The 26,806-nt window shown below is 68.3% G+C and carries 24 protein-coding genes; 14 read left to right on the forward strand and 10 right to left on the reverse strand.

The window, feature by feature from the left end; translation table 11 throughout:
* A partial coding sequence (gene guaA, locus ABSF49_RS08115) for a glutamine-hydrolyzing GMP synthase (RefSeq protein WP_490363318.1) occupies positions 1 to 992 on the reverse strand: 992 nt, incomplete at its 3' end.
* A 562-nt stretch (positions 993 to 1,554) separates the two neighbouring features.
* Here guaA and tam point away from each other — a divergent pair.
* From tam to ABSF49_RS08140, 5 genes are all read left to right on the forward strand, one after another.
* Positions 1,555 to 2,385, forward strand: a complete 831-nt coding sequence (gene tam, locus ABSF49_RS08120; protein WP_424112139.1) for a trans-aconitate 2-methyltransferase — start codon at positions 1,555 to 1,557, stop codon at positions 2,383 to 2,385.
* 138 nt (positions 2,386 to 2,523) lie between these two features.
* Positions 2,524 to 3,246: a TlyA family RNA methyltransferase gene (locus ABSF49_RS08125; protein WP_424112140.1), complete on the forward strand. Its 723-nt coding sequence runs from the start codon at positions 2,524 to 2,526 to the stop codon at positions 3,244 to 3,246.
* Positions 3,239 to 4,498, forward strand: coding sequence for a class I SAM-dependent RNA methyltransferase (locus ABSF49_RS08130; RefSeq protein WP_424112141.1), 1,260 nt, complete (start codon positions 3,239 to 3,241; stop codon positions 4,496 to 4,498). The genes ABSF49_RS08125 and ABSF49_RS08130 overlap by 8 nt, the downstream gene beginning before the upstream one ends.
* Positions 4,495 to 5,907 (forward strand): FAD-binding oxidoreductase, encoded by a 1,413-nt coding sequence (locus ABSF49_RS08135; RefSeq protein WP_424112142.1) that lies wholly within the window; start codon positions 4,495 to 4,497, stop codon positions 5,905 to 5,907. The genes ABSF49_RS08130 and ABSF49_RS08135 overlap by 4 nt, the downstream gene beginning before the upstream one ends.
* 50 nt (positions 5,908 to 5,957) lie before the next feature.
* On the forward strand, positions 5,958 to 6,749 hold the full coding sequence (locus ABSF49_RS08140) for a phosphodiester glycosidase family protein (RefSeq protein ID WP_424112143.1): 792 nt from the start codon (positions 5,958 to 5,960) through the stop codon (positions 6,747 to 6,749).
* Here the strand turns inward: ABSF49_RS08140 and ABSF49_RS08145 are convergent.
* Positions 6,727 to 7,302 (reverse strand): GNAT family N-acetyltransferase, encoded by a 576-nt coding sequence (locus ABSF49_RS08145; protein ID WP_424112144.1) that lies wholly within the window; start codon positions 7,300 to 7,302, stop codon positions 6,727 to 6,729. The two genes, ABSF49_RS08140 and ABSF49_RS08145, sit on opposite strands and share 23 nt — an antisense overlap.
* Before the next feature lie 67 nt (positions 7,303 to 7,369).
* Between ABSF49_RS08145 and ABSF49_RS08150 the strand changes: the two genes are divergently transcribed.
* Positions 7,370 to 8,002, forward strand: a complete 633-nt coding sequence (locus ABSF49_RS08150; protein ID WP_424112145.1) for a LysE family translocator — start codon at positions 7,370 to 7,372, stop codon at positions 8,000 to 8,002.
* 695 nt (positions 8,003 to 8,697) lie between these two features.
* The gene (locus tag ABSF49_RS08155; protein ID WP_424112146.1) at positions 8,698 to 9,462 is read left to right on the forward strand and encodes a helix-turn-helix transcriptional regulator; all 765 of its coding nucleotides are present in this window, start codon (positions 8,698 to 8,700) and stop codon (positions 9,460 to 9,462) included.
* Between the two features lie 1,336 nt (positions 9,463 to 10,798).
* Here the strand turns inward: ABSF49_RS08155 and ABSF49_RS08160 are convergent.
* Both ABSF49_RS08160 and pip read right to left on the reverse strand, forming a co-directional pair.
* Complete coding sequence (locus ABSF49_RS08160) at positions 10,799 to 10,981, reverse strand: hypothetical protein (RefSeq protein ID WP_424112147.1); 183 nt, start codon at positions 10,979 to 10,981, stop codon at positions 10,799 to 10,801.
* Positions 10,982 to 11,453: 472 nt separating this feature from the next.
* A complete protein-coding gene (gene pip, locus ABSF49_RS08165; protein WP_424112148.1) occupies positions 11,454 to 12,464 on the reverse strand; it encodes a prolyl aminopeptidase in 1,011 nt (336 codons plus the stop codon).
* A gap of 195 nt (positions 12,465 to 12,659) precedes the next feature.
* Between pip and ABSF49_RS08170 the strand changes: the two genes are divergently transcribed.
* Entirely contained in the window at positions 12,660 to 13,901 is a 1,242-nt protein-coding gene (locus ABSF49_RS08170) for an NRAMP family divalent metal transporter (RefSeq protein ID WP_424112149.1), read from the forward strand.
* A gap of 129 nt (positions 13,902 to 14,030) precedes the next feature.
* A complete protein-coding gene (gene rpmG / locus ABSF49_RS08175) occupies positions 14,031 to 14,198 on the forward strand; it encodes a 50S ribosomal protein L33 (RefSeq protein WP_422312862.1) in 168 nt (55 codons plus the stop codon).
* 70 nt (positions 14,199 to 14,268) lie between these two features.
* Here rpmG and ABSF49_RS08180 read toward each other — a convergent pair whose 3' ends face one another.
* The 3 genes from ABSF49_RS08180 to ABSF49_RS08190 all read right to left on the reverse strand — a co-directional run bounded on the left by ABSF49_RS08180 (position 14,269) and on the right by ABSF49_RS08190 (position 17,714).
* Positions 14,269 to 14,718, reverse strand: coding sequence for a host attachment protein (locus ABSF49_RS08180; RefSeq protein WP_424112150.1), 450 nt, complete (start codon positions 14,716 to 14,718; stop codon positions 14,269 to 14,271).
* A 40-nt stretch (positions 14,719 to 14,758) separates the two neighbouring features.
* Positions 14,759 to 15,340, reverse strand: a complete 582-nt coding sequence (locus ABSF49_RS08185) for an HPF/RaiA family ribosome-associated protein (RefSeq protein WP_424112151.1) — start codon at positions 15,338 to 15,340, stop codon at positions 14,759 to 14,761.
* Positions 15,341 to 15,461: 121 nt separating this feature from the next.
* Positions 15,462 to 17,714 (reverse strand): ComEC/Rec2 family competence protein, encoded by a 2,253-nt coding sequence (locus ABSF49_RS08190; protein ID WP_424112152.1) that lies wholly within the window; start codon positions 17,712 to 17,714, stop codon positions 15,462 to 15,464.
* A 154-nt stretch (positions 17,715 to 17,868) separates the two neighbouring features.
* Here ABSF49_RS08190 and gltX point away from each other — a divergent pair, with 154 nt between their 5' ends.
* From gltX to gltA, 4 genes are all read left to right on the forward strand, one after another.
* Entirely contained in the window at positions 17,869 to 19,293 is a 1,425-nt protein-coding gene (gene gltX, locus ABSF49_RS08195; protein WP_424112153.1) for a glutamate--tRNA ligase, read from the forward strand.
* 203 nt (positions 19,294 to 19,496) lie between these two features.
* On the forward strand, positions 19,497 to 21,227 hold the full coding sequence (locus ABSF49_RS08200) for an ABC transporter permease (protein WP_424112154.1): 1,731 nt from the start codon (positions 19,497 to 19,499) through the stop codon (positions 21,225 to 21,227).
* A 25-nt stretch (positions 21,228 to 21,252) separates the two neighbouring features.
* Entirely contained in the window at positions 21,253 to 22,566 is a 1,314-nt protein-coding gene (locus tag ABSF49_RS08205) for an ABC transporter ATP-binding protein (protein ID WP_424112155.1), read from the forward strand.
* A 118-nt stretch (positions 22,567 to 22,684) separates the two neighbouring features.
* Complete coding sequence (gene gltA / locus ABSF49_RS08210) at positions 22,685 to 23,974, forward strand: citrate synthase (RefSeq protein WP_424112156.1); 1,290 nt, start codon at positions 22,685 to 22,687, stop codon at positions 23,972 to 23,974.
* Positions 23,975 to 24,005: 31 nt separating this feature from the next.
* Here the strand turns inward: gltA and ABSF49_RS08215 are convergent, their stop codons facing one another.
* Positions 24,006 to 24,638 (reverse strand): hypothetical protein, encoded by a 633-nt coding sequence (locus ABSF49_RS08215; protein WP_424112157.1) that lies wholly within the window; start codon positions 24,636 to 24,638, stop codon positions 24,006 to 24,008.
* A 108-nt stretch (positions 24,639 to 24,746) separates the two neighbouring features.
* Here ABSF49_RS08215 and ABSF49_RS08220 point away from each other — a divergent pair, with 108 nt between their 5' ends.
* On the forward strand, positions 24,747 to 25,277 hold the full coding sequence (locus ABSF49_RS08220; protein ID WP_424112158.1) for a gamma carbonic anhydrase family protein: 531 nt from the start codon (positions 24,747 to 24,749) through the stop codon (positions 25,275 to 25,277).
* A gap of 163 nt (positions 25,278 to 25,440) precedes the next feature.
* On the opposite strand, the gene ABSF49_RS08225 is transcribed toward ABSF49_RS08220, so the two are convergent.
* A complete protein-coding gene (locus ABSF49_RS08225) occupies positions 25,441 to 26,052 on the reverse strand; it encodes a PilZ domain-containing protein (RefSeq protein ID WP_424112159.1) in 612 nt (203 codons plus the stop codon).
* Positions 26,053 to 26,188: 136 nt separating this feature from the next.
* A partial coding sequence (locus ABSF49_RS08230; RefSeq protein WP_424112160.1) for a PAS domain-containing protein occupies positions 26,189 to 26,806 on the reverse strand: 618 nt, incomplete at its 5' end.

The raw sequence follows: 26,806 nt of genomic DNA on the forward strand, positions 1-26,806 counted from the left end.
TCGACCGGGCCGCGGCCGTCGGCGGCGATCTTCTTCGCTTCGCGCTCGAAGGTCTCGATGAACAGGCGGCCGATCGTCTTGCGCTTGAGCTCCGGCTCGGCGACGCCGTCGAGCGCGTTGAGAAAGTCGCGCTCGGCGGCGACATGGACGAGTGGGATGTTGAAATGGCCGCGGAACAGCTTGACCACCTGCTCGCCCTCGCCGGCGCGCATCAGGCCGTGGTCGACAAAGACGCAGGTCAGCTGGTCGCCGATCGCCTCGTGGATCAGCACCGCCGCGACCGCCGAATCGACGCCGCCGGACAGGCCGCAGATGACGCGGCCCTTGCCGACCTGGCGCTTGATCGCCGCGCGCGCCTCGGCGCGGAAGGCGGCCATCGTCCAGTCGCTCTTCATGCCCGCGACCTTGTGGACGAAGTTGCGCAGCAGCTTCGCGCCGTCGGGGGTGTGGACGACCTCGGGGTGGAACATCAGGCCGTAATAGCGGCGCTTTTCATCGGCGATCAGCGCGAAGGGCGCGTTCTCCGACGTCGCGACGCGGGAAAAGCCGGGCGGCAGGCGGGTGATGCGGTCGCCGTGGCTCATCCACACCACATGGCGCTCGCCCGGCTTCCAGACGCCGTCGATGAGCGGGCTCTCGGCGCCGACGGCGACCTCGGCGCGGCCGAATTCGCGGTGGTGGCCGCTTTCGACCTCGCCGCCGAGCTGGGCGGCCATGGTCATCTGGCCGTAGCAGATGCCGAGCACCGGCACGCCGGACTCGAAGATTGCCTGCGGCGCGCGCGGGCTGCCCTCGTCGGGCACCGAGGCCGGACCGCCGGAGAGGATCACCGCTTTGGGCCTCAGCGCCGCGAAGGCGCGCTCGGCGCTCTGGAACGGCGCGATCTCGCAATAGACCCCCGCCTCGCGCACCCGCCGCGCGATGAGCTGGGTCACCTGCGAGCCGAAATCGACGATCAGCAACTTGTCGTGAGCGAATACGGGCGGGTTCACGGGCTTCGCGTTCTCGGCCATGGCGTTCCTGGCGACTCGCGTTTCAAGGGAACCCATCGCTTAGGCGAGCGCGCGGGCAAGCGCAATCGCCGCGGCGCCGCGCCCTTCGAGACGCGCCGCTCGCGCGGCGCTCCTCAGGGCGAGGGGGAGAGCGAGGGCGGCATAGGAATGGCGGTTCGGCAAACCGCGCCGTCGACCGCTTGGTTGCAGAACTTCCACGCTTGCCGGCCTGTCAAGGACCGAAGGGCGCTTCGCGGCGGCCCGGAGGGCCGTCCTTGACAGGCCGGCAAGCGCGGAAAAAGAGGCTGCCAAGCGGTCGACGGCGCTCTCTGGCCGCGGCGGGCCCAGCGAAGGGCGCGGACCGCGGGCGCATTTCGCAGGCAGTCGCGCGCGCTCCCTTCATCCCGGGCCGCGCCGCGGCCGCGGCGCGCTTCGAGGCGCGGGGAGAGCGTCACGCGCCGCCTCGCCTGCGCCATCAAAGCGCTTTAACCCGCCATCAAAGCGCTTAGATTGGCCGGCAGACGTCTCGCCGCAGGCGGTTTGACGAGGGGGAATTACGCTGATGACGGATGCCCCGCGCGTCGCGGACGCGCAGACGGCGGCGAGGCTGACGACCGAATGGGACGCCGCGCTCTACTTCAAGTTCGGGGCCGAGCGCGCCCAGCCGGCGCACGACCTGCTCGCCCGGGTCGACTTCACGCCGCGCCGAATCGTCGATCTCGGCTGCGGGCCCGGCGCCAGCACGCGCATGCTGATGGACCGCTTCCCGCAGGCGGAGATCGTCGCCGTCTCCAATTCCGAGCCGATGCTCGCCGAGGCGCGCCGCAGCCTGCCCGGCATGACTTTCGATCAGACGGATATTTCCGAATGGCGGCCGCATCAGCCTGCTGACCTCATCTTCGCCAACTCGTCGCTGCAATGGCTGCGCAAACACGAGATTTTGTTCCCCCGCCTGATGAGCTGCCTCGCCGAGGGCGGCGCGCTGGCGGTGCAGATGGCCGACAACCTCCACGAGCCGAGCCATTCGCTGATGCGCATGATCGCCGCGGACGGCCCGTGGTCGAACCGACTGGCGCCGATCGCCGAGACGCGCGCCGTCATCGGCACCCACATCGACTATTACAACTGGCTGAAGCCGCTTTCCGACCGGCTCGACATCTGGGAGACGACCTACGTCCATCCGCTGAGCGGCGTCGACGAGGTGGTCGACTGGTTCCGCAGCGGCGCCCTGAGGCCGTTCCTCGATCCGCTCGGTCCGCACGAACAGGCTGAGTTCCTCGATCGCTACAAGCGCGACCTCGCCGACGCCTACGACGCCGATCCCGACGGCAGCCTGCTGTTTCTCTATCCGCGCCTGTTCATCTACGCGCGCAAGGGGAAGGCGAAGGCGTAGACGCGCCCTCATCCGGCGCTTCGCGCGCCCTCTCCCGCTTGCGGGAGAGGATTGGGGTGAGGGCAAGTCCCGCCGCCCAACTTGCCAAACGGCGACGAACGGCGCAGGGAATCGCCTCCCTTTCGCTTTCAGCTTCACATGCGCAAGCGCGCCGATCGTCTTCTCGTCGAACGCGGATTCTTCGCCAGCCGCGCGCGCGCCCAGGCGGCGATCGCCGCCGGGCTGGTCCGCGCCGACGGCGAGACCGTGCGCAGGCCGTCGGACGCGCTCGCCGAGGATGCGCGGATCGAGGCGAGCGAGCCGCACCCCTGGGTCTCGCGCGGCGGGATCAAGCTCGCCGCGGCGCTCATCGCCTTCGGCCTCGATCCCAAGGGCCTCGCCTGCCTCGACGTCGGCGCTTCGACCGGCGGCTTCACCGAAGTTCTGCTCAAGCGTGGCGCGGCCTCGGTCGTCGCGGTCGACGTCGGCCATGGCCAGCTCGACCCGCGCCTCGCCGCCGACCCGCGGGTGAGCGCGCACGAGGGGCTCGACGCGCGCCGGCTCACCGCCGAGATCGCCGGCGCGCCGGAGGCGATCGTCGTCGACGTCAGCTTCATCTCGCAGACGCTGGTGCTGCCTGCGGTGCTGCCGCTGGCGGCGCGGCCGGCCTGGCTCGTCAGCCTGATCAAGCCGCAGTTCGAGGTCGGCCGCGACAAGCTCACCAAAGGGGCGGTGAAAGACCCCGCCGACCTCAAGGCCGCCTGCGCCGCGGTGCGCGCCTGCGTCGAGGGGCTCGGCTGGTCGAGCCTCGGTCTCGTCCCCTCGCCGATCGCCGGCGGCGACGGGGCGCGCGAATTCCTCTATGCAGCACGATATGAGTGAAGCCCGCCGCGAACTGACGATCGTCGCGCTCAACGCGCGCGGCGAAGGCGTCGCGACCGACGGGACCGTCGCCCCTTTGGCGCTGCCTGGCGAAACGGCGCTCACCGAAGCGGACGGCGAGCGGGCGCGCGTCGTCGCGATTGCCGTCGCGAGCGCCGACCGCGCCGAGCCGATCTGCGCCTATTTCGGCCGCTGCGGCGGCTGCGCGGCGCAGCACATGAGCGCGCGTCTTTATTCGGCATGGAAGCGCGACGGCGTCGTGCGCGCGTTGAGCCGCGCCGGCGTCGCCGCCGAGGTCGGGCCGCTGATCGACGTCCACGGCGAGGGCCGGCGCCGCGCGACCTTCCACGCGCGCTTCGTCGACGGCCATGAGCAGGTCGGCTTCATGCGCGCGCGCGCCCACGACATCATCGCCGTCGACGCCTGCCCGCTGTTCGCGCCCGGTCTCGCCGGCGCGATTCGCTCCGCCAACGCGCTCGCCGCGGCGGTGCGCGGAATCAGCAAGCCGCTCGACATCCAGGCGACGGCGACGCTGGGCGGGCTCGATTTCGACCTGCGCGGCTCGGGCGCGCCCGACGACCTGACGCGGCGCAAGCTCGTCGCCGCCGCCGAGCGGCTCGATCTGGCGCGCCTTTCCGTCCATGGCGAAACCATCGTCGAACGCCGGCCGCCTGAGATCCTGTTCGGCGACGTGCTGGCGATTCCGCCGCCGGGCGGCTTCCTCCAGGCGTCCGAGGCGGGCGAGCGCGCGCTCGCCGACGGCGCGGCGGCGGCGCTCGTCGGCGCGAAGCGGGTCGCCGATCTCTTTTGCGGCGCCGGCGCCTTCGCGCTGCGGCTGGCGCGCGCGCACGAGGTCTTCGCCGTCGATTCCGACGCGGCGGCGCTCGCCGCGCTCACGCGCGCCGCCGGCGCGGCGACCGGATTGCGCGCTGTCCACGCCGAGACCCGCGATCTCTTCCGCCGGCCGCTCACCGGCGCGGAGTTGGCGCGCTTCGACGCGGTTCTGTTTGACCCGCCGCGCGCCGGGGCCGAGGCTGAGGCGCGCGCGCTCGTCGCGGGCGGCCCGCCGCTGGTCGTCGCGGTCTCCTGCAACGCCGACAGCTTCGCCCGCGACGCGCGCATCCTGATCGGCGGGGGCTACGAAATCGGGCCGGTCGCAGCGCTTGACCAGTTCCGTTTTTCGCCCCATGTCGAGCTCCTCGCCGCCTTCCGGCGCCGGCCGGTCAAGCGCCGCAAAGGACCGCTGGGGTGAACGACGCTTCCGCTTTTCTCGATCGGCTGGCGCAAATTGTCGGCGCCGCCAACGTCGTCGTCGATCCCGATCTCGTCGCCCCCTATCTCGAAGAGCCGCGCGGGCTGTTCCGCGGCCGCGCGATCGCGGTCGTGCGCCCAGGCTCGACCGCCGAAGTGGCGGCGGTGGTCTCGGCCTGCGCCGCGGCGGACGTGGCGATCGTGCCGCAAGGCGGCAACACCGGCCTGGTCGGCGGCCAGATTCCCGACGCCGGCGGCGGCGAACTGCTGCTGTCGCTGAAGCGGCTCAACCGCATCCGCGAGGTCGACGTCGACGCCGACGCGATGATCGTCGAAGCGGGCGTGACGCTGGCCGAGGCGCAGGCGGCGGCGGAGGCGGTCGACCGGCTATTCCCGCTGGCGCTCGCCTCGGAAGGAACCGCCACCATCGGCGGCAATCTCTCCTCCAACGCCGGCGGCGTCGCGGTCATCGCCTATGGCAACGCGCGCGACCTGACGCTCGGCGTCGAGGTCGTGCTCGCCGACGGGCGCGTCGCCAATCTCCTCTCCAAGCTGCGCAAGGACAACACCGGCTACGACCTCAAGGACCTGTTCGTCGGCGCCGAGGGCACGCTCGGGATCGTCACCGCTGCGTCGCTGAAGCTGTTCGCGCGGCCGCGCGCGCGCGCGACCGCCTTCGTCGGCCTCGCCGACCCCGGGCGCGCGCTGGCGCTGCTGAAAATGGCGCGCGCGCGCTTCGGCCAGCAGGTCACCAGCTTTGAAATCATGCCGCGCATCGGCATGGAGTTCGTGCTCGCCTACGACGCGAACGCGCGCGATCCGCTCGGCGACGCGCATCCGTGGTACGCGCTGATCGAGGTCAGCGCGCAGCAAGAAGACGGCCTCGACGACGCGTTGACCGCCCTGCTCGGCGACGCGCTCGAGCGCGAGCTGATCGCCGACGCGGCGCTCGCCGCGACGCTCGAGCAGCGCGAGGCGTTCTGGCGCTTACGCGAATCGATGTCGGACGCCCAGAAGCCGCAAGGCGGTTCGATCAAGCACGACGTGTCGACGCCGGTCGGCGCGGTTCCCGCCTTCATCGCCGAGGCGACGGCGGCGGTCGCCGCGTTCATGCCGACTGCACGCGTGGTCGCGTTCGGCCATCTGGGCGACGGCAACACCCATTTCAACGTCAGCCAGCCGATCGGCGCCGATACGGCGGCGTTTCTCGGCCAGTGGTCGGCGATGAACGAGGTCGTCCATGCGGTCGTCGCGCGATACGCCGGCTCGATCTCAGCCGAGCACGGGATCGGCGCGCTGAAGCGCGACCTGTTGAAGCGGGTCAAGGACCCCGTCGCCCTCGACTTGATGCGGGCGCTGAAAGGCGCGCTCGACCCCCGCGGCCTGCTCAATCCCGGCAAGGTTCTTTGATCGGCCGCTCCGCGCTAGAATTGCCGCGATTCGCACCCCAGGAGGCCGATATGCGCGCCCGCGGCGCCAAGCGCCGGCCGACGGCCGCGGGATGGCTCGCCGCCTTCGGCGCGCTGACGGTTCTGCTCGCGCCGCTCGCCGCCGCGCCGGCGCAGGCCGCGCCCGCCTGCGCGCCGCGCGACTTCGCCTCGGCGCGCTACGCCGTTTGCAGCTTCGACGCGCGCCGCGACGACATCCGCCTCTACTGGGCCGACGCGCAGCGCAAGCCCTACGGCAGTTTCGCCGCGCTCGCCCAGGACTTGGCCGCGCACGGGCGGACGCTGCGCTTCGCGATGAACGGCGGCATGTTCGGCGACGATCTCGCGCCGGTCGGCCTCTATATCGAGGACGGCAAGCGGCGCGTGCGCGCCGACACCCGCGCCGGCCCCAGCAATTTCCATCTCCTGCCCAATGGCGTGTTCTGGATCGGCGACGGCGTCGCCGGCGTCGAGGAGACCTCGCGCTATCTCGCCGCGCCGCCCCCGACGCGTTTCGCCACCCAGTCCGGTCCGATGCTGGTGATCGACGGCCGCATCCATCCCAAGATCCTGCCGACCGGCACTTCGGAGAAGATCCGCAACGGCGTCTGCGTGCGCGACGGGACGACGGCGATCTTCGCCATCGCCGAGGAGCCGGTCACGTTCTACGACTTCGCCCTGCTGTTCCGCGATGGGCTCGGCTGCGCCAACGCCTTGTTCCTCGACGGCTCGGTGTCGTCGCTCTACGCGCCGGAGCTTGGACGCGACGACGAATTGACGCCGCTCGGACCGATGATCGGCGTCAGCGCGCCGGCGTCGCCGTAAGATCGTCGGGCGGCCGCGAATCGCCTGGCCCAAGCACGCGCTGCATGATCGGCGTATCGACCCAGCGACCGTGCTTGAAGCCGACCGAGCGCAGCGTCCCGACCGGCTCGAAACCGTAACGCCGATGCAGGGCGATCGATGCTGAATTGCCGCTGTCGCCGATGATCGCCACCATCCACCGCCACGGGCCGGCTTCGCAGCGGGCGATGAGTTCGGCGAGCAGCGCGCCGCCGATTCCTCGCCCGCCGCGGCCCGGCGCGACATAGACGCTGTCTTCCAGCGTATGACGATAGGCCGGGCGCGCATGGTAGGGCGCGGCGTAGCAATAGCCGACGATTTCGCCGTCGATCTCGGCGACGAGATAGGGCGCGCCGACCGCCAGCACCTTCAGTCGGCGCGCCCGCATCTCCTCGTCGGTCGGCGCAGCCTCCTCGAAGGTCGCGAGCCCCCGCTCGACGTGATGGGCGTAGATCCGCGCGACCGCCTCCATATCCGCCTCGGCGGCGTCGCGCACGACCAGGCTTCCGACCCCCGTGGCGGTTCTTTCGTTCACGACTTCGCTCCTTTCGCGCCCCAGCGTCGCACGCTAAAGGTCGCCGCCCCATAACGCGAGATCGCAAATGCCGCACTTCGCCAGTTGGATCGCCTTCGCGCTCATCGTGCTCGGCATGGTGCTGACGCCGGGCCCCAACATGATCTATCTCGTCTCGCGCTCGATCTGCCAGGGGCCGGCGGCCGGGCTGGTGTCGCTCGGCGGCGTCGCGCTCGGCTTCGTCTTCTACATGCTCAGCGCCGCTTTCGGCGTCACCGCGCTGGTGATCGCCGTGCCTTACGCCTATGACGCGCTGCGCATCGCCGGCGCGCTCTATCTGCTCGCTCTCGCCTGGCAGGCGGTCCGGCCGGGCGGGCGCTCGCCGTTTCAGCTGCGCGACCTGCCGAAGGACGGCCCGCGGCGGCTGTTCGCGATGGGCCTGGTCACCAGCCTGCTCAATCCCAAGGTGGCGGCGCTCTATCTGTCGCTGCTGCCGCAATTCATCGACCCGAAGCTCGGCCATGTGCTCGGCCAATCGCTCGCGCTCGGCTTCACCCAGATCGCGATCAGCCTCTGCGGCAACGCGACGATCGCGCTCGCCGCCGGTTCGATCGCCCTCTTCCTCGCCCGCCGCCCGACCTGGGCCGTCGTCCAGCGCTGGCTGATGGCGACCGTGCTTGCCGGTCTGGCGATCAGGATGGCGACGGAAGCGCGGCGATAGCGGCGGCGCGAATCCTAGCGATCAGATTCTGGCGCTTGGTCCCCGCGCTGGCGGAGCGGAGTGGACCCTGAGCCGCCTTTTCGCCAGCCGCGCCCAATCGACTGAAGCTGGCAGGGGGCGGACCGGCAGCTTGCCGCTCTCAAAATGACGAAGCGGTCATTCACTGCTGCGTGGTCGGCGGCCGCAATCGCGCTTGGTAAGAACGTGGCGCGGCGTAGGCACATTCCGAATCTTGCGGCGAATGCTGTTGGCTGTAATCCTTGGCCATCGAACAGTGTTGGGCAGCAATTTCCCCCTCCCAGATTGCCGCTCGACCTCAGGCGGTCGCAGGACATCCCCTCCGCGACCGCCAATTTTCTATTCCCGAACGCTTTGAGAGACGACGGCGTCTTTCGTTCGAAGCCGCGAACGGGATCGAGATTCAGGAGAGCGCCCGAAGACTAAGCAACTGACGGGAGCGCCGATTCCGTGCCTCAGCAAGAAGGACGGGGTGGCAAACGGACGCCAAGTTCTGAGGCCACGCCGAGGGGGTCGCACGACACTATGAGTAGATTCCGAGGGTGGGCCGCCATCGAGGGGGAATTTACGATTGCAGACAGCTTCAACCGACCGCACCCGCGGTCTGCGGCAAGCCTGTGTCTTGAGCCTTCGCGTCGTGAAGGAAGAGGCCGAGAGGCCACAAAGGACTTGAGCGCGTGAACGACCGCGATCTCGATTCGGCTGGCGAGAATGCCGCGCTGAACGTCGGAGCGAGGGTCGCGCGTGTGGTGCTGATCGAGCCGCGAGCGTCGTTTCGCGAGTGCCTGGCGCGCGCACTCATGACGTTCCTGCCACACGTATCGATCGAGGGCGTCAAATCGTCTGACGAAGTCGCTCCGGGACCGGCCAAGCTCGTGCTCATCGGTCCTGATCTGCTGTCGGGATGCGAGCGTTGGCAGTTACGCGAGACAATTGAGACGCTGCGGCGACTCAGCGATGGATCGCCGATCGGCGCTTATCTGCACGCGCGGGACATGCGCGTCGCCGCGTCGCTCACGACGCTAGGGGTCGTCGGAATCGTGATGTCTGACGCCAGCGTGGAGATCGCCGTCGCCTATCTCAGATACATGGTGGTCGGCGGAGCCTTTCTGATGCCCGGACTCATGGAGCGTCAGGACGAAAGCATCGTCGTCGCCTGCGTCCCTGCACACGACCTCTCGCCACAAGACCTGTCACCGCAGGCGCACGCACGCCCGAAAGAATCGCCCTCGCCCTATCGCAATCTCACGGCGCGGGAACGCGACGTTTTCAAATCCATGAGCGCCGGTCGCACGAACAAGAAGATCGCCTTGGATCTCCAAATTTCCGAAGGCACGGTCAAAGTGCATCTACATAGCATCATGAGAAAATTGCGAGCGACAAACCGCACACAGGCGGCCGTAAGGTTCGGCGCGTTAGCCGCCGAAACAATGGGCTCTTAAGCGCTCGCTGGGGAGCGGAAACATTGAGAGGGGGAGATTATGGATTTCAAGTCTGGGGACAAGGTTCTGTTGAGGGGGCCGTCGCGCATGCGCATGACCGTCAAGAGCGTGTCCGCTGCCGGCGTCCTTTGCGAGTGGTCAGACGCAATCTTAAGGGGGGAGTTGACCGTTTCGCCGGCATCGCTTGAGCAAATGATTGCGCCCGAGCGCGCGCCTCCTGTTCATCAAGAGCTAGTCGCTCATTCGGGGGGGCGAGGAATAGCATGACCGCAACCATGTCGCCGATCGACGGGGCAAGGCGATCGGACCTGTCCCCCGGCAGTTACAAGATTCTCGGCCTCCTTCGGAAAGGATGCGCCTACTCAGTGCGGGGCGCTTGGCGCTTTCGCGGTGTGCGCGGCAGCGTCAGAGAGCAAGCGTTCCTATCGTTGCTGGCGTGGGGCCTGGCGGAGCGCGTAGAGGGTGATCGATGCGCACAAGTGCGGATCACCGCAGCCGGGCGATCAATCAGCGTCTAAAACGGATGAGATCAAGGCGATCGCCTCACCAACGCGCCGCTAGCCGGACGCGCACGCTGGGCGCCGCTGTCGATCCGTCACGCAAGCTCCTGATTGGCTTTGCTTCGAAGGGTCAATCTACGGCGCCCGTTCACAACGCGGCGCGTGACGCAAGTCCATCCCGCTGTCGGGCGTAACGAAGCGACGGCGCTCGCGCAACGGGCGAGCGCTTACAAATGCGCAATGCGGCCTCGTCGAAGGCAGCTTGAGTGGAGCGAATATGGCGAACGTTTATGTCGAGGCATGCCCGAAGGGGTATCGTGAAGGGACCGCAATCACGAATTTCGTTGTCGAAGACCAAGCCGGCAGTGCGCTTGGCGCATTCAAGACGCAACGCGAGGCCGTTGATTGGGCCAAGAGCAAGGGCCATTCGCCGCTGGTCGCGCGAGTTCGGCAAGCGAACGACAGGAATAGCTCAGACCACTGGCGAGCGGCGTCCTAGCGGGGCCGATTGATGCGTAGCGAAGCGCCGTCGCGGTCTCGGCTGCGGCTCGATCGTGGCGCGTGATCCCAACGTTCATCTAGCCTGGCTAGGGTCGCAGGTTGAGTTGACGCCACGTCGCTGCGCAAAAAGATGGGCGGTCGACGCGAGCGACCGCCCATTAGCGCGAAGGCCGGTCGAGCTGGGGACATAACGACCGGCGCTCGGTGCCGTTTGCAGTGTTGCAATGACCACGACGTTCGCGTCGGAGTCCCCGCGACGATCCACTGAACGGCTAATTTGGGCGCAACTTCGTCCCCGGCAGGGTTGCTGCCGGGGGCGGCACGTCGTCAGTGGATTAGAAGCTGCGGTCAGACATCCAGACAGTCACGTCGGCGTCCGCTCTGGCCTTGTCCATGCTGTAAGCCTTCGCGACCAACGCCGAGAGCGCCTCATGGCTTCTCACGTTCGCCACGTCAGCCTGATTGAGCTTGGACCATTTGGCGTGGATATCGTTGGCCTGAATTTTCGTATTGGTCATAGAAATCTCCAAATCAATATCTTATTCCGCGAATTCAGATACGAATTCACTTTTCAAGTTCATAATAAAATAGTGGCAAAACCAAGTGTGACAGGCGTAGAGTTATGTATTTAAGCGATAACTCACTGAAAACGCGCCGAGAACAATTTTGAAAAGTCAAAATAAATACTATCAAAAATCGCAACTTGTTGGCGCCAGGCCCCCGATCGATCTTAATTTCAACGGAAAAGCCGCATTCATCTCTTTACCCGCGCTAGGTGTGAAGCGGCCCCACCGACGCGCAAATCCGGTGAGACTACCCGTGGTCGTTGAGGGCGCCTCGCCGGATAGGCGTCCGCTTTCGAGCACCGCCGTATTGGCAGGGACCGGCAATAATGGGCGCAATCCGGTCGATCCCGCTCCCGCGAGGCGGTAGCCGCCTTCCACCCGCGTCCGACCCGTACAGCGGGAACCAAGCGTCAGATTTTGCCCGCTAGCTTGGCAGGCCGTCCTCGCCATAGAGCCAGTCTTGGCTGCGCGCGGCGCTGGAACCCTTGCCGGCGAACCGGTCTGTGGCGCGGATCAGCCGGTCGAGGATGCCGGGCTCCGACCAGGCGTGGCCGGCGCCTTCGACAAGATGGAACTCGGCCTCCGGCCACGCCTTGTGCAGCGCGTAGGCGTAGCGCGCCGGACACGGCATGTCGTAGCGGCCGTGGACGATCGCGCCGGGAATCCCGCTTAAGCGCCCGGCGTCGCGCAGCAGCTGCCCCTCCTCGAGCCAGCAATTGTGGGTGAAGTAATGGTTCTCGATTCGCGCGAAGGCGAGCGCGAAACGCCCGTCGCCGTGGACGGCGGAGACGTTGGGATTGGGCAGCAGGGAGATCGTCTCGCCTTCCCACAGGCTCCACGCCTTCGCCGCTTCGATCTGAGCGGCGGAATCGTCGCCGGTGAGGCGCTTGCGATAGGCCGCGATCATGTCGCCGCGCTCTTCGGGCGGAATCGGCGCCTGGAAGCGCTCCCATTTGTCGGGGAACATCTCGGAGACGCCGAACTGGTAATACCAGGCGAGCTCGGCTTTGGTGACGGTGTAGATTCCGCGCAAGACGAGCGCGCTGACCCGCTCAGGGTAGGTCTCGGCATAGGCGAGCGCCAGGGTCGAACCCCAGGAGCCGCCGAATACCAGCCAGCGATCGACCTTCGCCGCCGCGCGCAGCCGCTCGATGTCGGCGACCAGGCGCCAGGTCGTATTCGCCTCCAGGCTGGCGTTGGGCGTCGAGCGGCCGCAGCCGCGCTGGTCGAACAGCGTGACGTCGTAAAGCTCGGGGTCGAACAGCCGGCGATGGTCGGGGGCGATCCCGCCGCCCGGGCCGCCATGGAGAAACAATGCCGGCTTGGCCCCGCGTCGGCCGCAACGCTCGAAATAGACCCGGTGCCCGTCGCCGACGTCGACGATGCCGGATTCGTAGGGCTCGATCGGCGGATAGAGCGCGCGCAGGTTGGCCATTGGTCCTCTGATCCGGCGGTCGGAGCGGTCCGTCGCCTGATTAGCGCCAGCGCTCCGTCGGCGCCAGGGGTCGGTCCCGCGCCGCCGCAAGCGCCAAAGTGGAACGACCTGATCTCGCGCAAAAATGCATTTCGATCGACCGCTATATCAGCTATTGCCGGATCGGCGGATTTTCACGGAACGAGAGCGCATTGCATGACGGCGGGCACGGCGACGGTTTCACCATTTGGCTGGCGCCGCTTCCTGGTCGTGGCCGGGCCGGGACTGGTCGTGATGCTGGCCGACACCGACGCCGGCAGCATCATCACCGCCGCCCAGAGCGGCGCGCAATGGGGCTATCGCCTGCTGGCGCTGCAGTTCCTGCTGATCCCGATCCTCTACATCGTCCAGGAGTTGACGGTGCGGCTCGGCGCGGCGACCGGCAAGGGCCACGCCCGGCTGATCCTCGAGCGCTACGGGCGTTTCTGGGCCTGGTTTTCGACCGGAACCCTGATCCTCTCCTGCATCGGCGCGCTGCTCAGCGAGTTTTCCGGCATCGCCGGCGTCGGCGCGCTGATGGGAGTCCCTGCCCCGGCGAGCCTGACGCTGGTGGTGGCGGCGCTGCTCGCCATCGCCTTCACCCGCAGCTACCGCTCCGTCGAGCGCATCGCCATTTTCGTCGGCGCCTTCGAGCTGGTCTTCCTGCTCGTCGCTTGGCTCGCCCATCCGAGCCCCGGCGAAATCGCGACCGGATTCGTTTCGATTCCGCTCGACGACCCGAAATACCTCTATCTCGCCTCGGCCAACATCGGCGCGGTCATCATGCCGTGGATGGTGTTCTTCCAACAGTCCTCGGTGGTCGAGAAGAAGCTGAAAGCGGCCGACATCGGCGCGGAGCGGATCGACACCGCGATCGGCGCAGTGATCACCCAGATCATCATGGCCGCGGTGCTGATCGCCACCGCCGCGACGCTCGGCAAGTCGGGCGGCGGCCAGGCGCTCGACACGGTCCAGGAAATCAGCGCCGCCATCACGCCGTTCCTCGGCCAGATCGGCGGCAATCTCCTGTTCGGGCTCGGCATCTGCGGCGCGGCCTTGGTGGCGACGATCGTCGTCACCCTCGCCGCCGCGCGCACGCTCGGCGAGGTGCTGGGCGTCAACCATAGCCTCGACCACGAGGTCAGCGAGGCGCCCTGGTTCTACGGCGCCTACGCCGCGGCGCTGATCGCCGGCGCGCTCGTGGTCGCCTCCGGCGTCAACCTCGTCGCGCTCAGCGTCGGCGTGCAGGTGATGAACGCGATGCTGTTGCCGATCGTCCTCGGCTTCCTGTTCCTGCTGGCGCGCGGCCTGCCCGAGCCGTGGCGGCTCAGTGGCTGGTACGCCTGGTTCTCGGGCGGCCTGATCGCCGTGACGACGATTTTCGGCGTCTATTCCGGCCTGGCGGGGCTGTGGGGCTAGGTCCCGCGGCTCGGCTTGACTTCCGGCGCTCCCCGACTATGTTGCCGCGCGACTGGCGCCGGCGGGGCTTCCCGAGGGCGCTGTTTCGTTTTTCCGGCGCCTGGCGCCGCTGAGATCGGACACTTCGCGATGGCCAAGGCCGCCTCACTGAAGATCAAGCTGCTGTCGACCGCCGACACCGGCTATTTCTACGTCACCAAGAAGAACGCCCGCACCAAGACCGAGAAGCTGACGTTCAAGAAATACGATCCCGTCGCGCGCAAGCACGTCGAATTCAAGGAAACCAAGATCAAGTAAGCGGCCCCGCCGCTTGGGTTTCCGACGACCAAGGCGCCCCGCGGGGCGCCTTTTTCGTTTCGCAGCGCCTCTAGCCGACGATGTGCTTCTCGATCTCCCACACCGGAAGCTTGGTCAGGTCCTTGTCGATCTCGCCGATCAGCCGCGCCTTGACGTCGCCGTGCAGCGCCTGGCGCAGCTCGGCGAGCGCGCGCGGCGGCGCGACGATGACCAGCGCCGGCGCATCGAGCCGGCGCACCAGCGCCTCGAGCGCCGCCGACACCCGTTGGACGAAGCGATGTTCTTCGATCTCGTGCCAGTCGGTCGACTCCATCGCCGAACGCTGCGTCGAATGGGCGGAGGCGAAGCTGCGACCCGGCTTGTCGCTTCCCTGCTCGTGGGTCGCGGGATTCGCCTCGGCAAATATGCGTTCGGTCACCAGATTGGGGAACTTCGCGTCGCCGGCGTTGCGAAGGAACAGCGCCTTGCGGCCGTCGCCGACGAAGACGAAAGCGTCGTGGGGAAGCGCCAGCTTGTTCATGTCGGACTCCTGAAAGACGAACCGCCGCCCGACGCCGCCGCTAGACGGCGTGAGGCTTGCCGACCAAGCGGACGGCGCTCGACTGCGCGCCTTTGACGCCCTGTTCCTCGACGAAGCGGACCTCAGAGCCGACGCTCAGGCGGTCGAAAGCCCCGCCGACAACGGCGTTGCGGTGAAAATAGACTTCGCGACCCTCCGCCGTTTCAATGAACCCGCAGTCTTCCCCGGCGAGGAATTTCGTCACCCGGCCGAGGCTCTCCGCCGGGCGGCCCTTGACTTGGTGGTCCTTGACTTGGCCGCGCATGTCGCGCGTGACGTCCTCGATCTGCCGCACCGCAGCGTCGAACGCTTCCCGAATCGCCACCAGAGGGTGCTCGCGCTCGGGCGCGTCGCCGCGCGCCCTCGTGACCATGACGTCGTGATGCTCCGGCATCGCGATTCGGATGTCGATTTTGAACAGCTCGCCTTGGCGGTGCCGCGTCTGCGGCCCGACGATCGCCACGTGACAGCTGGTGATCCGATCGCTGAACTTTTCCAGGCGTTTGGCTTGCTTGGCGACTTCGGCTCGGATTTCCTCAGTGGGTTCGCAGTGCTGAAAGGCGATCTCGATTGGCGCTTGCATGACGCAGCCCCTTTCTTGCGGCGCGGCGTCGATGCGACCCCGCTTGGCGCCGCTTACCGAACTCTTTTCACATGTAGGGAGCGCAGAGCCCCGGCGCCAGCGCGGGAGACCGAATTCCGCTCTATTCCGGCGGCTCTTCGCCGGGATCGGCCGGGTCGGCGCCCTTGCTCGCCGGCTGGCCCGGCCGCACCACCCGTTCGCCGCGCGGCCGCTTGGGCGCGGGCGACCATGGGCGGTCCTCCAGCGGCGCGCGATCGGCGGTGACGACGATTCGCGCCCCGTCCCAGTCGAGCCCCACGGCGCCGGTCGTCGCCAGCTTGCGCTCGTCGAAGGTCAGCGCGGCGCAATCGGCCGGCGCGGTCAGCGGGCTGACCACCACCTCGGCGCGGGCGCAATCTTCCTCGAAGGCGGCGCGGTCGAGCACGATGCTGAGCGACTGGCCTTCAGGCAGGCCGGCGACGCAGCCGGTGCGGTCGCAGGCCGCGTCGGGGTCGCGCGCCGTCGCCGGATCGCGGCCGTCGCCGTCGGCCGCCAGCCATTGCTCGACGTCGAAGGCGTTGAGCCGCTTGCCGACGACCAGCAACCCGCCGTCGGGGTCGCGCACCGCCGCGAGATCGCCCGACGGCGCGACGATCGCGTCGTAATGGGCGCCGCTCAGCGCGCCGATGATTCCGATCGCGGCGAAGGGGATCGCCATGGCGCGGAAGGTCCAGGTTCGCCACAGCGTCGCGCTGAGCACGGCGAGGCTGAGGAACGGCAGCGCGAACGGCGCGAAGGCGCTGAGGCGCAGGGTCGAACCGGGCGCCGCGGCGATGATCCGCGCCGCCCACAGGATGAAGCGGATGCCGGCGCCGACATAGAGCCACACCGGCGCGTCGAGCCCGAGCGGATAAAGCGCGGTCCCGATGAGCGCGCCCGGCACGGCGAACAGCTCGATCACCGTCAGCGTCAGCGGATTGCCGATCAGCACATAGGGGCTGAGGTCGTGGAAGTGATAGGCCATGAACGACGCGGTGGCGCTGGTCGCGCAGAACGTGGCGAGGAGCAGCGCGCGCGGCTTGTCGACCAGTTGGACGATGAACGCGCCGCGTCGCGGCGGGCGCCCGCGCTGCGGCAGGAATGGGTCGCGCCCCGCTTCGCCGCGCGCCTGGCGCGCCTCCATCACCGCCACCAGCGCGGCGACCGCGGCGAACGAGAGCTGGAAGCTGACGCCGAGGATCGCCTCGGGCTCCAGCGCGACGATCGCCAGAACGCTGAGCGCGAGATTGCGCATCGTCAGCGCGCGGCGATCGAGCATGACCGCGCCGAGGACGATCAGCGTCATGATCAGCGCCCGCTCGGTGCCGACGCGCGAGCCGGTGGCGAGGTCGTAGGCGAAGGAGCCGATCATCGCCGCGCCGGCCGCCCATTTCTTGATCGGATAGCGGAGCGTCAAGGTCGGCGACAGCGCCAGCAGGCGGCGCGCGACGACGAAGAAGATGCCGGCGACCAGCGTCATCTGCACGCCGGAGATGGTGATGATGTGGAAGATGCCGGCCTCGCGGATGAGGTCCTTGGCGTCGTTGGAGAGGAAGTCGCGCTTGCCCGTCACCATCGCCGCGGCGATCGCGCCTTCGTCGCCGCCGATGATCGCGTTGACCCTGAGCGCCAGGCGGTTGCGGGCGTGGTCGATCGCCGCGCCGAGCCGCTGGCGCCAGGTCGCGTCGATCGGCGGCGGCAGGACGTCGATCGCGCCGAGCGTCGAGCCGACTGCGCCGACGCCGGCGAAGTAGGCGTCGCGGGCGAAGTCGTAGCCGCCCGGCAGGACGGCGCGCGAGGGCGGCAGCAGCCGCGCCTGCAGCGCGACGTAGTCGCCCGCCGCGACCCCCGGCGTCTTGCGGGTCGTCACCCGGACGCGGCGCGGCGCGAGGTCGGCCGGCATGTCGCCGTGATCGACGACGGCGAGCACCAGCCGCGCGCCGACGGTGCGGAAATCGACCTCCTCGACGAAGCCCTGCAGCTTGACGATGCGGATATGGTCGAGCACTGGCGTCTCGACCCGCGCAATGCGCAGGCCGGTCGACAGAAAGCCGGCGCACAAGGCCGCCGCGCCGATCAGCAGCCCGCGCGCCAGCGGCCGCGCGCGCGAGGCCCAGGCGAGCGCGGCGAACAGCGCCGTCAGCAGCGCCGGCAGCCACAGCGCCGGCTCGCGGTCGGCGGCGAAATTGAGCGCGACGCCGGCCATCGCCGCGACCGGAATCCACAGGAAGAAGCGCCGTTCCTCGACCTCGCGCGCCAACGCGCCGGCGAGAAACGCCCGCCAGTCGGGCGCCCACGCAAAACCGCGCCGCGCCAAGGCGGCGACAAGCACGCCGCTGCGCCCCCCAGTCGCCATGGGCGCGAGCTAAGCACGACGGGCGCGCCCGGGAAATCGCAGCGGGCGTGACAGCGTCACAAGCCGCGACGCGGATGCGGACCCTTTGTCCCGCCGCCTTCTTTATGATACGGCGCGCGCCAGCCCCCGGCTTCCAGCGTCAAAATCGAGCCCCATGTCGCAAATCGTAACGCGCTTCGCCCCCTCCCCGACCGGCTTCCTCCATATCGGCGGCGCGCGCACGGCGCTGTTCAACTGGCTCTACGCCAAGCGCCTGGGCGGCAAATTCCTGCTCCGGATCGAGGACACCGACCGCGAACGCTCCACAAAAGCGGCGGTCGAGGCGATCCTCGACGGGCTCGCCTGGCTCGGGCTCGAATGGGACGGCGAGGCGATCAGCCAGTTCGCGCGCGCCGAGCGCCACCGCGAGGTCGTCGAGCAGATGCTCGCCTCGGGCGACGCCTATCGCTGCTACGCAAGCCAGGAGGAACTTGAGGAGATGCGCGCCAAAGCGCGCGCGGAGGGGCGGCCGATGCGCTACGACGGCCGCTGGCGCGACCGCGACCCCTCGGAGGCGCCGGTGGGCGTCAAGCCGGCGATCCGCCTGCGCGCGCGCCAGGACGGCGAGACGATCGTCGACGACAAGGTGCAGGGCAAGGTCGTCTTCGCCAACAAGGAGCTCGACGACCTGGTGCTGCTGCGCTCGGACGGCAATCCGACCTACATGCTCGCGGTCGTCGTCGACGACCACGACATGGGCGTCACCCACATCATCCGCGGCGACGACCATCTGACCAACGCGGCGCGACAGATGCAGATCTACGCCGCGCTCGGCTGGGACGTGCCGATCATGGCCCACATCCCGCTCATCCATGGGCCGGACGGCGCCAAGCTCTCCAAGCGCCACGGGGCGCTCGGCGTCGACGCCTATCGCGGCATGGGCTACCTGCCGGCGGCGTTGCGCAACTACCTCGCGCGGTTGGGGTGGAGCCAGGGCGACCGCGAGTTCTTCTCGACCGAGGAGCTGATCGCCGCCTTCGACCTGCCGGCGATCGGCCGTTCGCCGTCGCGTTTCGACTTCGCCAAGCTCGAGAACATGAACGGCCACTACATGCGCGCGACGCCCGACGACGAGCTGATGGCGATCCTCGTCGACGCGCTGCCCTATCTGCCCGGCGGCCCGGCGATCGCCGCCGCGCTCGACCAATCCAAGCGCGCCCAGCTCCTCGCCGCCCTGCCCGGCCTCAAGGAGCGGGCCAAGACGCTGGTCGAACTCGTCGACGGCGCCGCCTTCCTGTTCGCGCGGCGGCCGTTGCCGATCGACGACAAGGCCGCCGACATCCTCGCCCGTGGCGGGCGCCTGCACCTGGCGGCGCTGCTGCCGCGCCTGAAGGCGGTCGAGGACTGGAGCGCGGGGCAAATCGAAGCTGCGGTGCGCGCCTACGCCGACGACCAGGGCGCCAAGCTCGGAACGATCGCCCAACCGCTGCGCGCGGCGGCGACCGGCCGTTCGACCTCGCCCGGCATTTTCGAAGTGCTCGCTGTGCTCGGCCGCGACGAGAGCCTCGGCCGCATCGCCGACCAAGCCAAGATCGACTGACTCGAACGACGGCGACGCGCGCCTGTCGTCGTCCTGTCACATAGGCCCGGCATGGCGTCGGGGCCGGCGGGGCGCACTCGCCTCGGAAAAGCGCGCGCGCCGGGTGTTTTTCGTTTGCCAATCCGGCCGCCGCTGTGGTTTCCATGCCGACGGTCGGACGCCTGCCCGCCCGCCCAATTCCTCGGCCCCGACGGAACCAACCGATGTCGATGACGAATGCCGCCGCCTCGGCCGGCCGTCGCGTTCTGCCCAACCATTGGGACCTGATCGCGCTGGCGGCGATCATGGCGGTGCTGACGGCGATCGCGCGCGCCTATCACGGCATCTCGGCGCCCTTGCCCACCGCCAACGCCGCGGCGGTCAGCCTCGACTACTGGGCGCTGCCCTATTACGCGCTGCGCACCGCGTTGCGGATGTTCGCCGCGCTCGGTTGTTCGTTCCTGTTCACGTTCACCTACGCGACGCTGGCCGCCAAGAGCCGGCGCGCCGAGATCGTGCTGATCCCGATCCTCGACATCCTGCAATCGGTGCCGATTCTCGGCTTCCTGTCGTTCACCGTGACGTTCTTCCTCGGCCTGTTCCCCGGCAATGTGCTCGGCGCCGAATGCGCGGCGATCTTCGCCATCTTCACCAGCCAGGCCTGGAACATGGCGTTCTCGTTCTATCAGTCGCTGCGCACGGTGCCGCGCGACCTCGACGAAGTCGCGCGCGGCTTCCGCCTCACCGGCTGGCAGAAGTTCTGGCAGCTCGAAGCGCCCTTCGCCGTTCCCGGCCTGATCTGGAACACGATGATGTCGATGTCGGGCGGCTGGTTCTTCGTCGTCGCGTCGGAGGCGATCACCGTCGGCGACACCACCATCACCCTGCCCGGCGTCGGCTCCTACATCGCCGAGGCCAACAACGAGGGGCGCTGGGACGCGATTCTCGCCGCAGTGGCGACGATGGGCGTCGTCATCCTGCTTTACGATCAATTGCTGTTCCGGCCGATCATCGCCTGGGCGGGCAAGTTCCGGGTCGAACTGTCGGTCGGCGAACAGGTCGAGCGCTCGTGGGTGCTCAGCCTGCTCCAGCGCACCAACTGGATCCGTCTCGGCGTGCGGCCGCTGTTCGATGGGCTGCGCTCGGCGGCGATGTGGCGGGTGAGCCTGCCGCCCATCCTTCCCAAGGGCGTGTTCGCCCTCAAGCGGGTGTCGCGCGCCGTCGACGCAATCTGGATCGTCGTCATCGCCGCGGTCGCCGCCTGGGCGATGTGGTCGGTCGTCGCCTACGTAGCGACCGAGCTTGCCTGGCCCGACGTCGGCGAAGTGGCGCTGCTGACCTTCTACACGCTGCTGCGCGTCCTCGCGTTGATGGCGATCGCGACGGTCTTTTGGGTGCCGATCAGCGTCTGGATCGGTCTCAGGCCGCGCTGGGCCGAGGCGATGCAGCCGATCGCCCAGTTTCTCGCCGCCTTCCCGGTCAACCTGCTGTTCGGCGCGGCGGTCAGCCTGGTGCTCGCCTTCAACCTCAATCCCGACATCTGGCTCAGCGTGCTGATCGTCTTCGGCACGCAATGGTACATCGTGTTCAACACCATCGCCGGCGCGGCGGCCTTTCCCAACGACCTGCGCGAGGCGGCGACCAACTTCCGCGTGCGCGGATGGGACTGGTGGCGGCAGGTGATCCTGCCCGGCGTCGCGCCCTATTACCTCACCGGCGCGATCACCGCTTCGGGCGGATCGTGGAACGCCTCGATCGTCGCCGAATTCGTCAAATGGAAGGACCAGACGGTCGCGGCGCACGGCGTCGGCGCCTATATCGCCGAGGCGACCGACAAGGGCGACTTCCCCCGCATCGTGCTCGGCGTGGCGATGATGTCGATCGTCGTGACCTTGGTGAACCGTCTGTTCTGGCGCCGGCTCTATGGCTACGCCGAACGACGGTTGCGCCTGTGATTCAATCCTGACCGGAGACGCGCTCGTGCTCGACCCCTCCTCCGCCATCCTGCTCGACGTCAGCCACGTCAGTCAGACCTATTCGAAGGGCTCCGGCGAAACCGGCGCGCCGGTGCTGCAGGACGTTTCGCTCACTTTGCGCCAGGGCGAGATCGTCTCGCTGCTCGGCCGCTCGGGCTGCGGCAAGTCGACGCTGCTGAGGATCATCTCCGGACTTTCGCGGCCGACCGAAGGCCATGTCAGCATCAGCGGCGAGATGGTCGATGGCCCGGCCGAAGGCGTCGCGATGGTGTTCCAGAGCTTCGCGCTCTTTCCGTGGCTGAGCGTGCTCGACAACGTCGAGATCGGGCCGCGGGCGCAAGGCGTGCCGAACGAGGAGACGCGCAAGCGCGCGCTGCAGGCGATCGACGTCATCGGCCTCGACGGCTTCGAATCCGCCTATCCCAAGGAGCTTTCCGGCGGCATGCGGCAACGCGTCGGCTTCGCCCGCGCGCTGGTCGTGCAGCCGAAAATCCTGCTGATGGACGAACCCTTCTCGGCCCTCGACGTGCTGACCGCCGAGACGCTGCGCACCGACCTGCTCGACCTGTGGCAGGAGGGCCGGATCCCGATCAAGGCGATCCTGATGGTCACCCACAACATCGAAGAAGCGGTGCTGATGAGCGACCGCATCCTCGTCCTCTCCTCCAACCCCGGTCGGGTCGCCGCCGACATCGCCGTTCCCCTTCCCCAACCGCGCGACCGCCTCGATCCCGAATTTCGCCAGCTGGTCGACCGAATCTACGCGCTGATGACCCAGCGCCCCGAACCCAAGCCGGCCGGCCGCGAATCCGCCGCGCCGGGCGCCGGCCTGGGCCTGGCGATGCCGCTGGTCTCGACCAACTCGCTCGCCGGCATGCTCGAAGAGATCGCCGCCCCGCCCTACGACGGGCAGGCCGACCTGCCGCATCTGGCCGACTCGCTGCAACTCGAAGTCGACGATCTCTTCCCGCTCGGCGAGACGCTGCAGCTGTTGAAGCTGGCCGAATTCGCCGAAGGCGACATCAAGCTCACGCCGGCCGGCAAGCGCTTCGTCGACATGGACGTCGACCAGCGCAAGCGCATGTTCGGCGAGCAACTGCTCGCCAACATTCCGATCGCCGCGCACATCAAGCGGGTGCTCGACGAGCGGCCGAGCCACCGCGCGCCGGCGACCCGCTTCCGCGAGGAGCTCGAGGACTACATGTCCGAGGACTACGCCGAACGCACGCTCAGGGCGATCATCAATCTCGGCCGCTACGGCGAACTGTTCGCCTACGACGAGAACGCCCAGGCCTTCAGCTACGAGAACCCGCAATAGCGGCGGCGGCGCCGCAATATCGACAAATTATTGACTTGTCGCGCCGCCCGCGTTCCGGTAGCAATTATTGCACTGCACAATCGCGTTTTGGGCGCCTCGCGCCCGTGGGAGAGTACGCATGACCGACACCACCGCAAGCCTTCAGATCGGCGACAAAAGCGTGGAGTTGCCGGTCAAGCCGGGAACGGTCGGCCCGTCGGTCATCGACATCAGCAAGCTCTACAGCCAGACCGGGATGTTCACCTTCGACCCGGGTTTCACTTCGACGGCGAGCACCGAGTCGAAGATCACCTACATCGACGGCGACGCCGGCATCCTGCTCTATCGCGGTTACCCGATCGACCAGCTGGCCGAATACGGCGACTTCCTCGAGTCCTGCTACGTGCTGCTCAACGGCCACCTGCCGACCGCCGCGCAGAAGGCCGAGTTCGATTACCGCGTCAGCCGCCACACCATGGTCCACGAGCAGATGTCGCGGTTCTTCAACGGCTTCCGTCGTGACGCGCATCCGATGGCGGTGATGGTGGCCTGCGTCGGCGCGCTGGCGGCCTTCTACCACGACTCGATCGACATCAACGATCCGCGCCAGCGCGAGATTGCTTCGGTGCGCATGATCGCCAAGATGCCGACGCTCGCGGCGATGGCGTACAAGTATTCGATCGGCCAGCCGTTCATGTATCCCAAGAACGATCTCGGCTACAGCGCCAACTTCCTGCGCATGTGCTTCGGCGTCCCTTGCGAGGACTACCGCGTCAATCCTGTCATGGCGCGCGCGCTCGACCGGATTTTCGTTCTGCACGCCGACCACGAGCAGAACGCCTCGACCTCGACGGTGCGCCTCGCTGGCTCGTCCGGCGCCAACCCGTTCGCCTGCGTCGCCGCCGGCATCGCCTGCCTGTGGGGGCCGGCGCACGGCGGCGCCAACGAAGCGGCGCTGAAGATGCTCGGCGAGATCGGCAGGGTCGAGAACATTCCCAAGTACATCGCGCGGGCCAAGGACAAGAACGACCCGTTCCGGCTGATGGGCTTCGGCCACCGCGTCTACAAGAACTACGACCCGCGCGCCAAGATCATGCAGAAGACGGCGCACGACGTGCTCAACCAGCTCGGCATCACCGACGACCCCCTGCTCGACGTCGCGATGGAGCTCGAGCGCATCGCCCTCAACGACGAGTATTTCATCGAGAAGAAGCTCTACCCGAACATCGACTTCTATTCCGGCATCACCCTCAAGGCGATGGGCTTCCCGACCGACATGTTCACGGTGCTGTTCGCGGTCGCGCGCACCGTCGGCTGGATCGCCCAGTGGAAAGAGATGATCGACGATCCGGGACAGAGAATCGGCCGTCCGCGCCAGCTTTACACCGGCGAAACGGAGCGCGAGTACAAGGCGCTGCGCGACCGCTGAGGTCACGAAGCGCGCCGCCCCTCGGCGCGCGCTAGCGCTTCGCCGTCTCGATCAACCCGCGCGCGCCCTCTTTCAGCGCGCTCCATTGCGACAGCAGCGACGCCGCGAAGCGAAGCTCGACGTCGAGATCGCCGAGACGGAATTCGGCGACGCAGGTGTTGGGCGTCTTGCGCGCCGGGTCGGGACGGCGGCAACGCGCGGCGAAGTCGCGGCCCTCCGGCGCGACGTAGAACAACTCGTCGCCTTCGAACGGGCTGCCGTCGACGAAGGCGCGCGCCACCAGCCCGCCGGGATGGCTCCACGAATTCTCGTCGAGAAAGCGCTGGTAGAGGCGCGCCGTGCGCTCGGCGGGGTCGAGCGCGGGATCGGCGGGCTTCAGCCCGATGAAGACGAGGCGCGCGAAGCGGTCATCGATATCGGTCGCGGCGGCGACGTCGGAGAAGCCGCCGGCCGGCGTGAAGTCGGGGAAGAAGGCGACGAGCTCCGCCGCGCCGGCGCCGTTCGGGCGCAGGTAGGCGCTCGCCAACCTCAGCCGCTCGGCGCCGACCGTCACGATTGCAAAACGCGAGGCCGGCGCGGCGAGCCGACGGGTGACGAGCGCGCCCGCGCCGACGACGGCGAGCGCGACGACAAAGGCGACGAGCGCGACGATCCTCGAGCGCATAAGGCCTCCGTCGGCGCGGCCGATCAAGCGCGATTCGCCGGCCTCCTCCCGGGATAGGCCGCGCCGCGCCGCCGCGCTATAGCCTAGCTTCCGCTTCGGAGCCGGACCATGACCCTTTACGCCCTCGCCGATCGCCGACCGCTGTTGCCGGCCTCCGGGCGCTATTGGATCGCCGCCAACGCCAGCGTGATCGGCGACGTCGCGCTCGGCGACGATTGCAGCGTGTGGTTCGGCGCGACCTTGCGCGGCGACAACGAGCGCATCGCTTTGGGCGCCCGCACCAACGTCCAGGACGGCGCGACGCTGCACACCGACCTCGGCTTTCCGCTCGACATCGGCGAGGACTGCACCATCGGCCACAACGCGATCCTGCACGGCTGCACGATCGGCGCCGGTTCGCTGATCGGCATGGGCGCGGTCGTGCTCAACGGAGCGAAGATCGGCCGCGGCTGTCTGGTGGGGGTCGGCGCGCTGATCACCGAAGGCAAGGTCTTCCCCGACGGCGCGCTGATCGTCGGCGCGCCGGCGCGGGCCAAGCGCACGCTCGACGAAGCGGCGGTCGCCGGCCTCGCTCGCGCCGCGGCGGCCTATGTCGACAAGGGTCGGCGCTTCGCCGCCGGACTGAAGCCGATCGGATAAAAAAAGGGCCGGCGCTTATGGCCGGCCCGAGCGCGAAGCGGAACTGGGGGACGAGTTCGGCTTCGATGGAGGTGCGAGCAAAGCTAGCGCGTTCGTTTTGCCGAGCCGGTAAGAAAGTATCGACAATTGGACTTAAAACGCGCTTTACGGCGGCGCGGGCCGGCTAAAGGCGGATGTTCTCGTCGAACATTTCCTCCGGGACGAGCCGGTTGAACTCCACCGCGAGGCCGCCGTTGAACACGCGCACCACCTGCGCCGGCCGCGTCCCGACGACGACCGGCGCGCCGATCGGCGGCAAGGCGTCGACGGTGAGCGCGGCGCCCGAGCGCGAGACGTCGACGATCCGCGCCAGATGCTGGCGTCCGCCGGGCAGGGTCAACGTCGTCGAGCGGTTGCGCGGTTCGATGCGCTCATGGCGGCGATCCTCCGGCATGCCGAGAACCTGGCGGTTGGCGAGCCAGGTGAGCTGATCGGCGAGTTTCTCGCGCTTGAGCGGCGGCAGCTTCATCTGGATGGCGAAGCCGCCGTAGAAATGACGCGCGACCGTGCCTTCGACGCGGCCGACCTGGTTGAGATAAGCGATGATGCGCTCGCCGATCTCGCCGCTCGCTTCCGCTTCGAAGGCGATGCCGCCAGGCGAAATGTCGATCGTCGCGCAAGGAAATTCCTGACGATCCTGGCGCATGAATTGACCGGTGAGGCGCACTTTCACGCGCTGGTGACGCCGTCGCTCGTGGCGTCCGGCGTCGATCGCGAATGCTGTGGCCGCTCTCACCTCGCTCGACTCCAGGATCTCGCTAGAACCGCCCAACCGGCCATGCGCGCACGAGTTGCAAATCACGCCGTGGCGCAACTGACAAATCGTAATGCGAATGCAGTTAACGGACGATTACGATTGAGGCGTTCGCGCGTCAGCGGCCCGAGCCGAGCAGGTAAAGATGACCGCGTCGCGTCGGCCGCGGCGGACGGGCGAATTCATCTTCGTGCGACGGTTCGCCGCTGGGGGGGTCGTCGTCGCGATCCGACGAGCCGAGCGCGCGCAAGGTCAGCAGCGTCAGCGCCCCGACGCCAACCAGGCCGAGCCAGCGCGGAACGCCGCGCGGCGCGCAACAGCCGAGCGCGCGGGCGTGCGTGTCGCCGCGGCGGCGCAGCGGCAGCAACAGGACCTCGACGTCGACCTGCGGAAAGCCGAGCGGCGCGGCGGCGGCGCCGATCAGGAACGGCTGCGCCTCGTCGGCGAGCGCGACGACGATCTCGGCGACCTCGGCGCGGTCGGCCTCGCGCCACAGGTCGAGGAACGGCTTGCCGCGCAGCTCGCGCAGGAACAGGGCGTTGGTGCGGGTGCCGACGACCCGCAACGGGAATCCCGCCGCCGGGTCGAATTCGAGAATGAACGTGTCGGCGAGGACGCCGCGGATCGCGCCCGGATCGACGTCGTCGCGCTCAGGCGCGCTGCGCGCGCCGCGCAGCGCGTTCCAATAGGCGAACAGTTCCCGGCTCGCGGCGAGCTTCATGGCGGTCTCCCGCCG

Origin of the sequence: Roseiarcus sp. (genome assembly GCF_049514155.1) — a bacterium.
Lineage (GTDB): Bacteria > Pseudomonadota > Alphaproteobacteria > Rhizobiales > Beijerinckiaceae > Roseiarcus.

What these genes read in the sequence shown, in the direction of transcription:
- ABSF49_RS08220 (WP_424112158.1), top strand. Translation starts at nt 24,747, where the DNA reads ATGACCCTTTACGCCCTCGCCGATCGCCGACCGCTGTTGCCGGCCTCC.
- ABSF49_RS08125 (WP_424112140.1), top strand. Translation starts at nt 2,524, where the DNA reads ATGCGCAAGCGCGCCGATCGTCTTCTCGTCGAACGCGGATTCTTCGCC.
- ABSF49_RS08160 (WP_424112147.1), bottom strand. Translation starts at nt 10,981, where the DNA reads ATGACCAATACGAAAATTCAGGCCAACGATATCCACGCCAAATGGTCC.
- ABSF49_RS08185 (WP_424112151.1), bottom strand. Translation starts at nt 15,340, where the DNA reads ATGCAAGCGCCAATCGAGATCGCCTTTCAGCACTGCGAACCCACTGAG.
- gltX (WP_424112153.1), top strand. Translation starts at nt 17,869, where the DNA reads ATGTCGCAAATCGTAACGCGCTTCGCCCCCTCCCCGACCGGCTTCCTC.
- ABSF49_RS08200 (WP_424112154.1), top strand. Translation starts at nt 19,497, where the DNA reads ATGTCGATGACGAATGCCGCCGCCTCGGCCGGCCGTCGCGTTCTGCCC.
- ABSF49_RS08215 (WP_424112157.1), bottom strand. Translation starts at nt 24,638, where the DNA reads ATGCGCTCGAGGATCGTCGCGCTCGTCGCCTTTGTCGTCGCGCTCGCC.
- ABSF49_RS08140 (WP_424112143.1), top strand. Translation starts at nt 5,958, where the DNA reads ATGCGCGCCCGCGGCGCCAAGCGCCGGCCGACGGCCGCGGGATGGCTC.
- ABSF49_RS08170 (WP_424112149.1), top strand. Translation starts at nt 12,660, where the DNA reads ATGACGGCGGGCACGGCGACGGTTTCACCATTTGGCTGGCGCCGCTTC.
- ABSF49_RS08180 (WP_424112150.1), bottom strand. Translation starts at nt 14,718, where the DNA reads ATGAACAAGCTGGCGCTTCCCCACGACGCTTTCGTCTTCGTCGGCGAC.
- ABSF49_RS08130 (WP_424112141.1), top strand. Translation starts at nt 3,239, where the DNA reads ATGAGTGAAGCCCGCCGCGAACTGACGATCGTCGCGCTCAACGCGCGC.
- gltA (WP_424112156.1), top strand. Translation starts at nt 22,685, where the DNA reads ATGACCGACACCACCGCAAGCCTTCAGATCGGCGACAAAAGCGTGGAG.
- tam (WP_424112139.1), top strand. Translation starts at nt 1,555, where the DNA reads ATGACGGATGCCCCGCGCGTCGCGGACGCGCAGACGGCGGCGAGGCTG.
- rpmG (WP_422312862.1), top strand. Translation starts at nt 14,031, where the DNA reads ATGGCCAAGGCCGCCTCACTGAAGATCAAGCTGCTGTCGACCGCCGAC.
- pip (WP_424112148.1), bottom strand. Translation starts at nt 12,464, where the DNA reads ATGGCCAACCTGCGCGCGCTCTATCCGCCGATCGAGCCCTACGAATCC.
- ABSF49_RS08150 (WP_424112145.1), top strand. Translation starts at nt 7,370, where the DNA reads ATGCCGCACTTCGCCAGTTGGATCGCCTTCGCGCTCATCGTGCTCGGC.
- ABSF49_RS08190 (WP_424112152.1), bottom strand. Translation starts at nt 17,714, where the DNA reads ATGGCGACTGGGGGGCGCAGCGGCGTGCTTGTCGCCGCCTTGGCGCGG.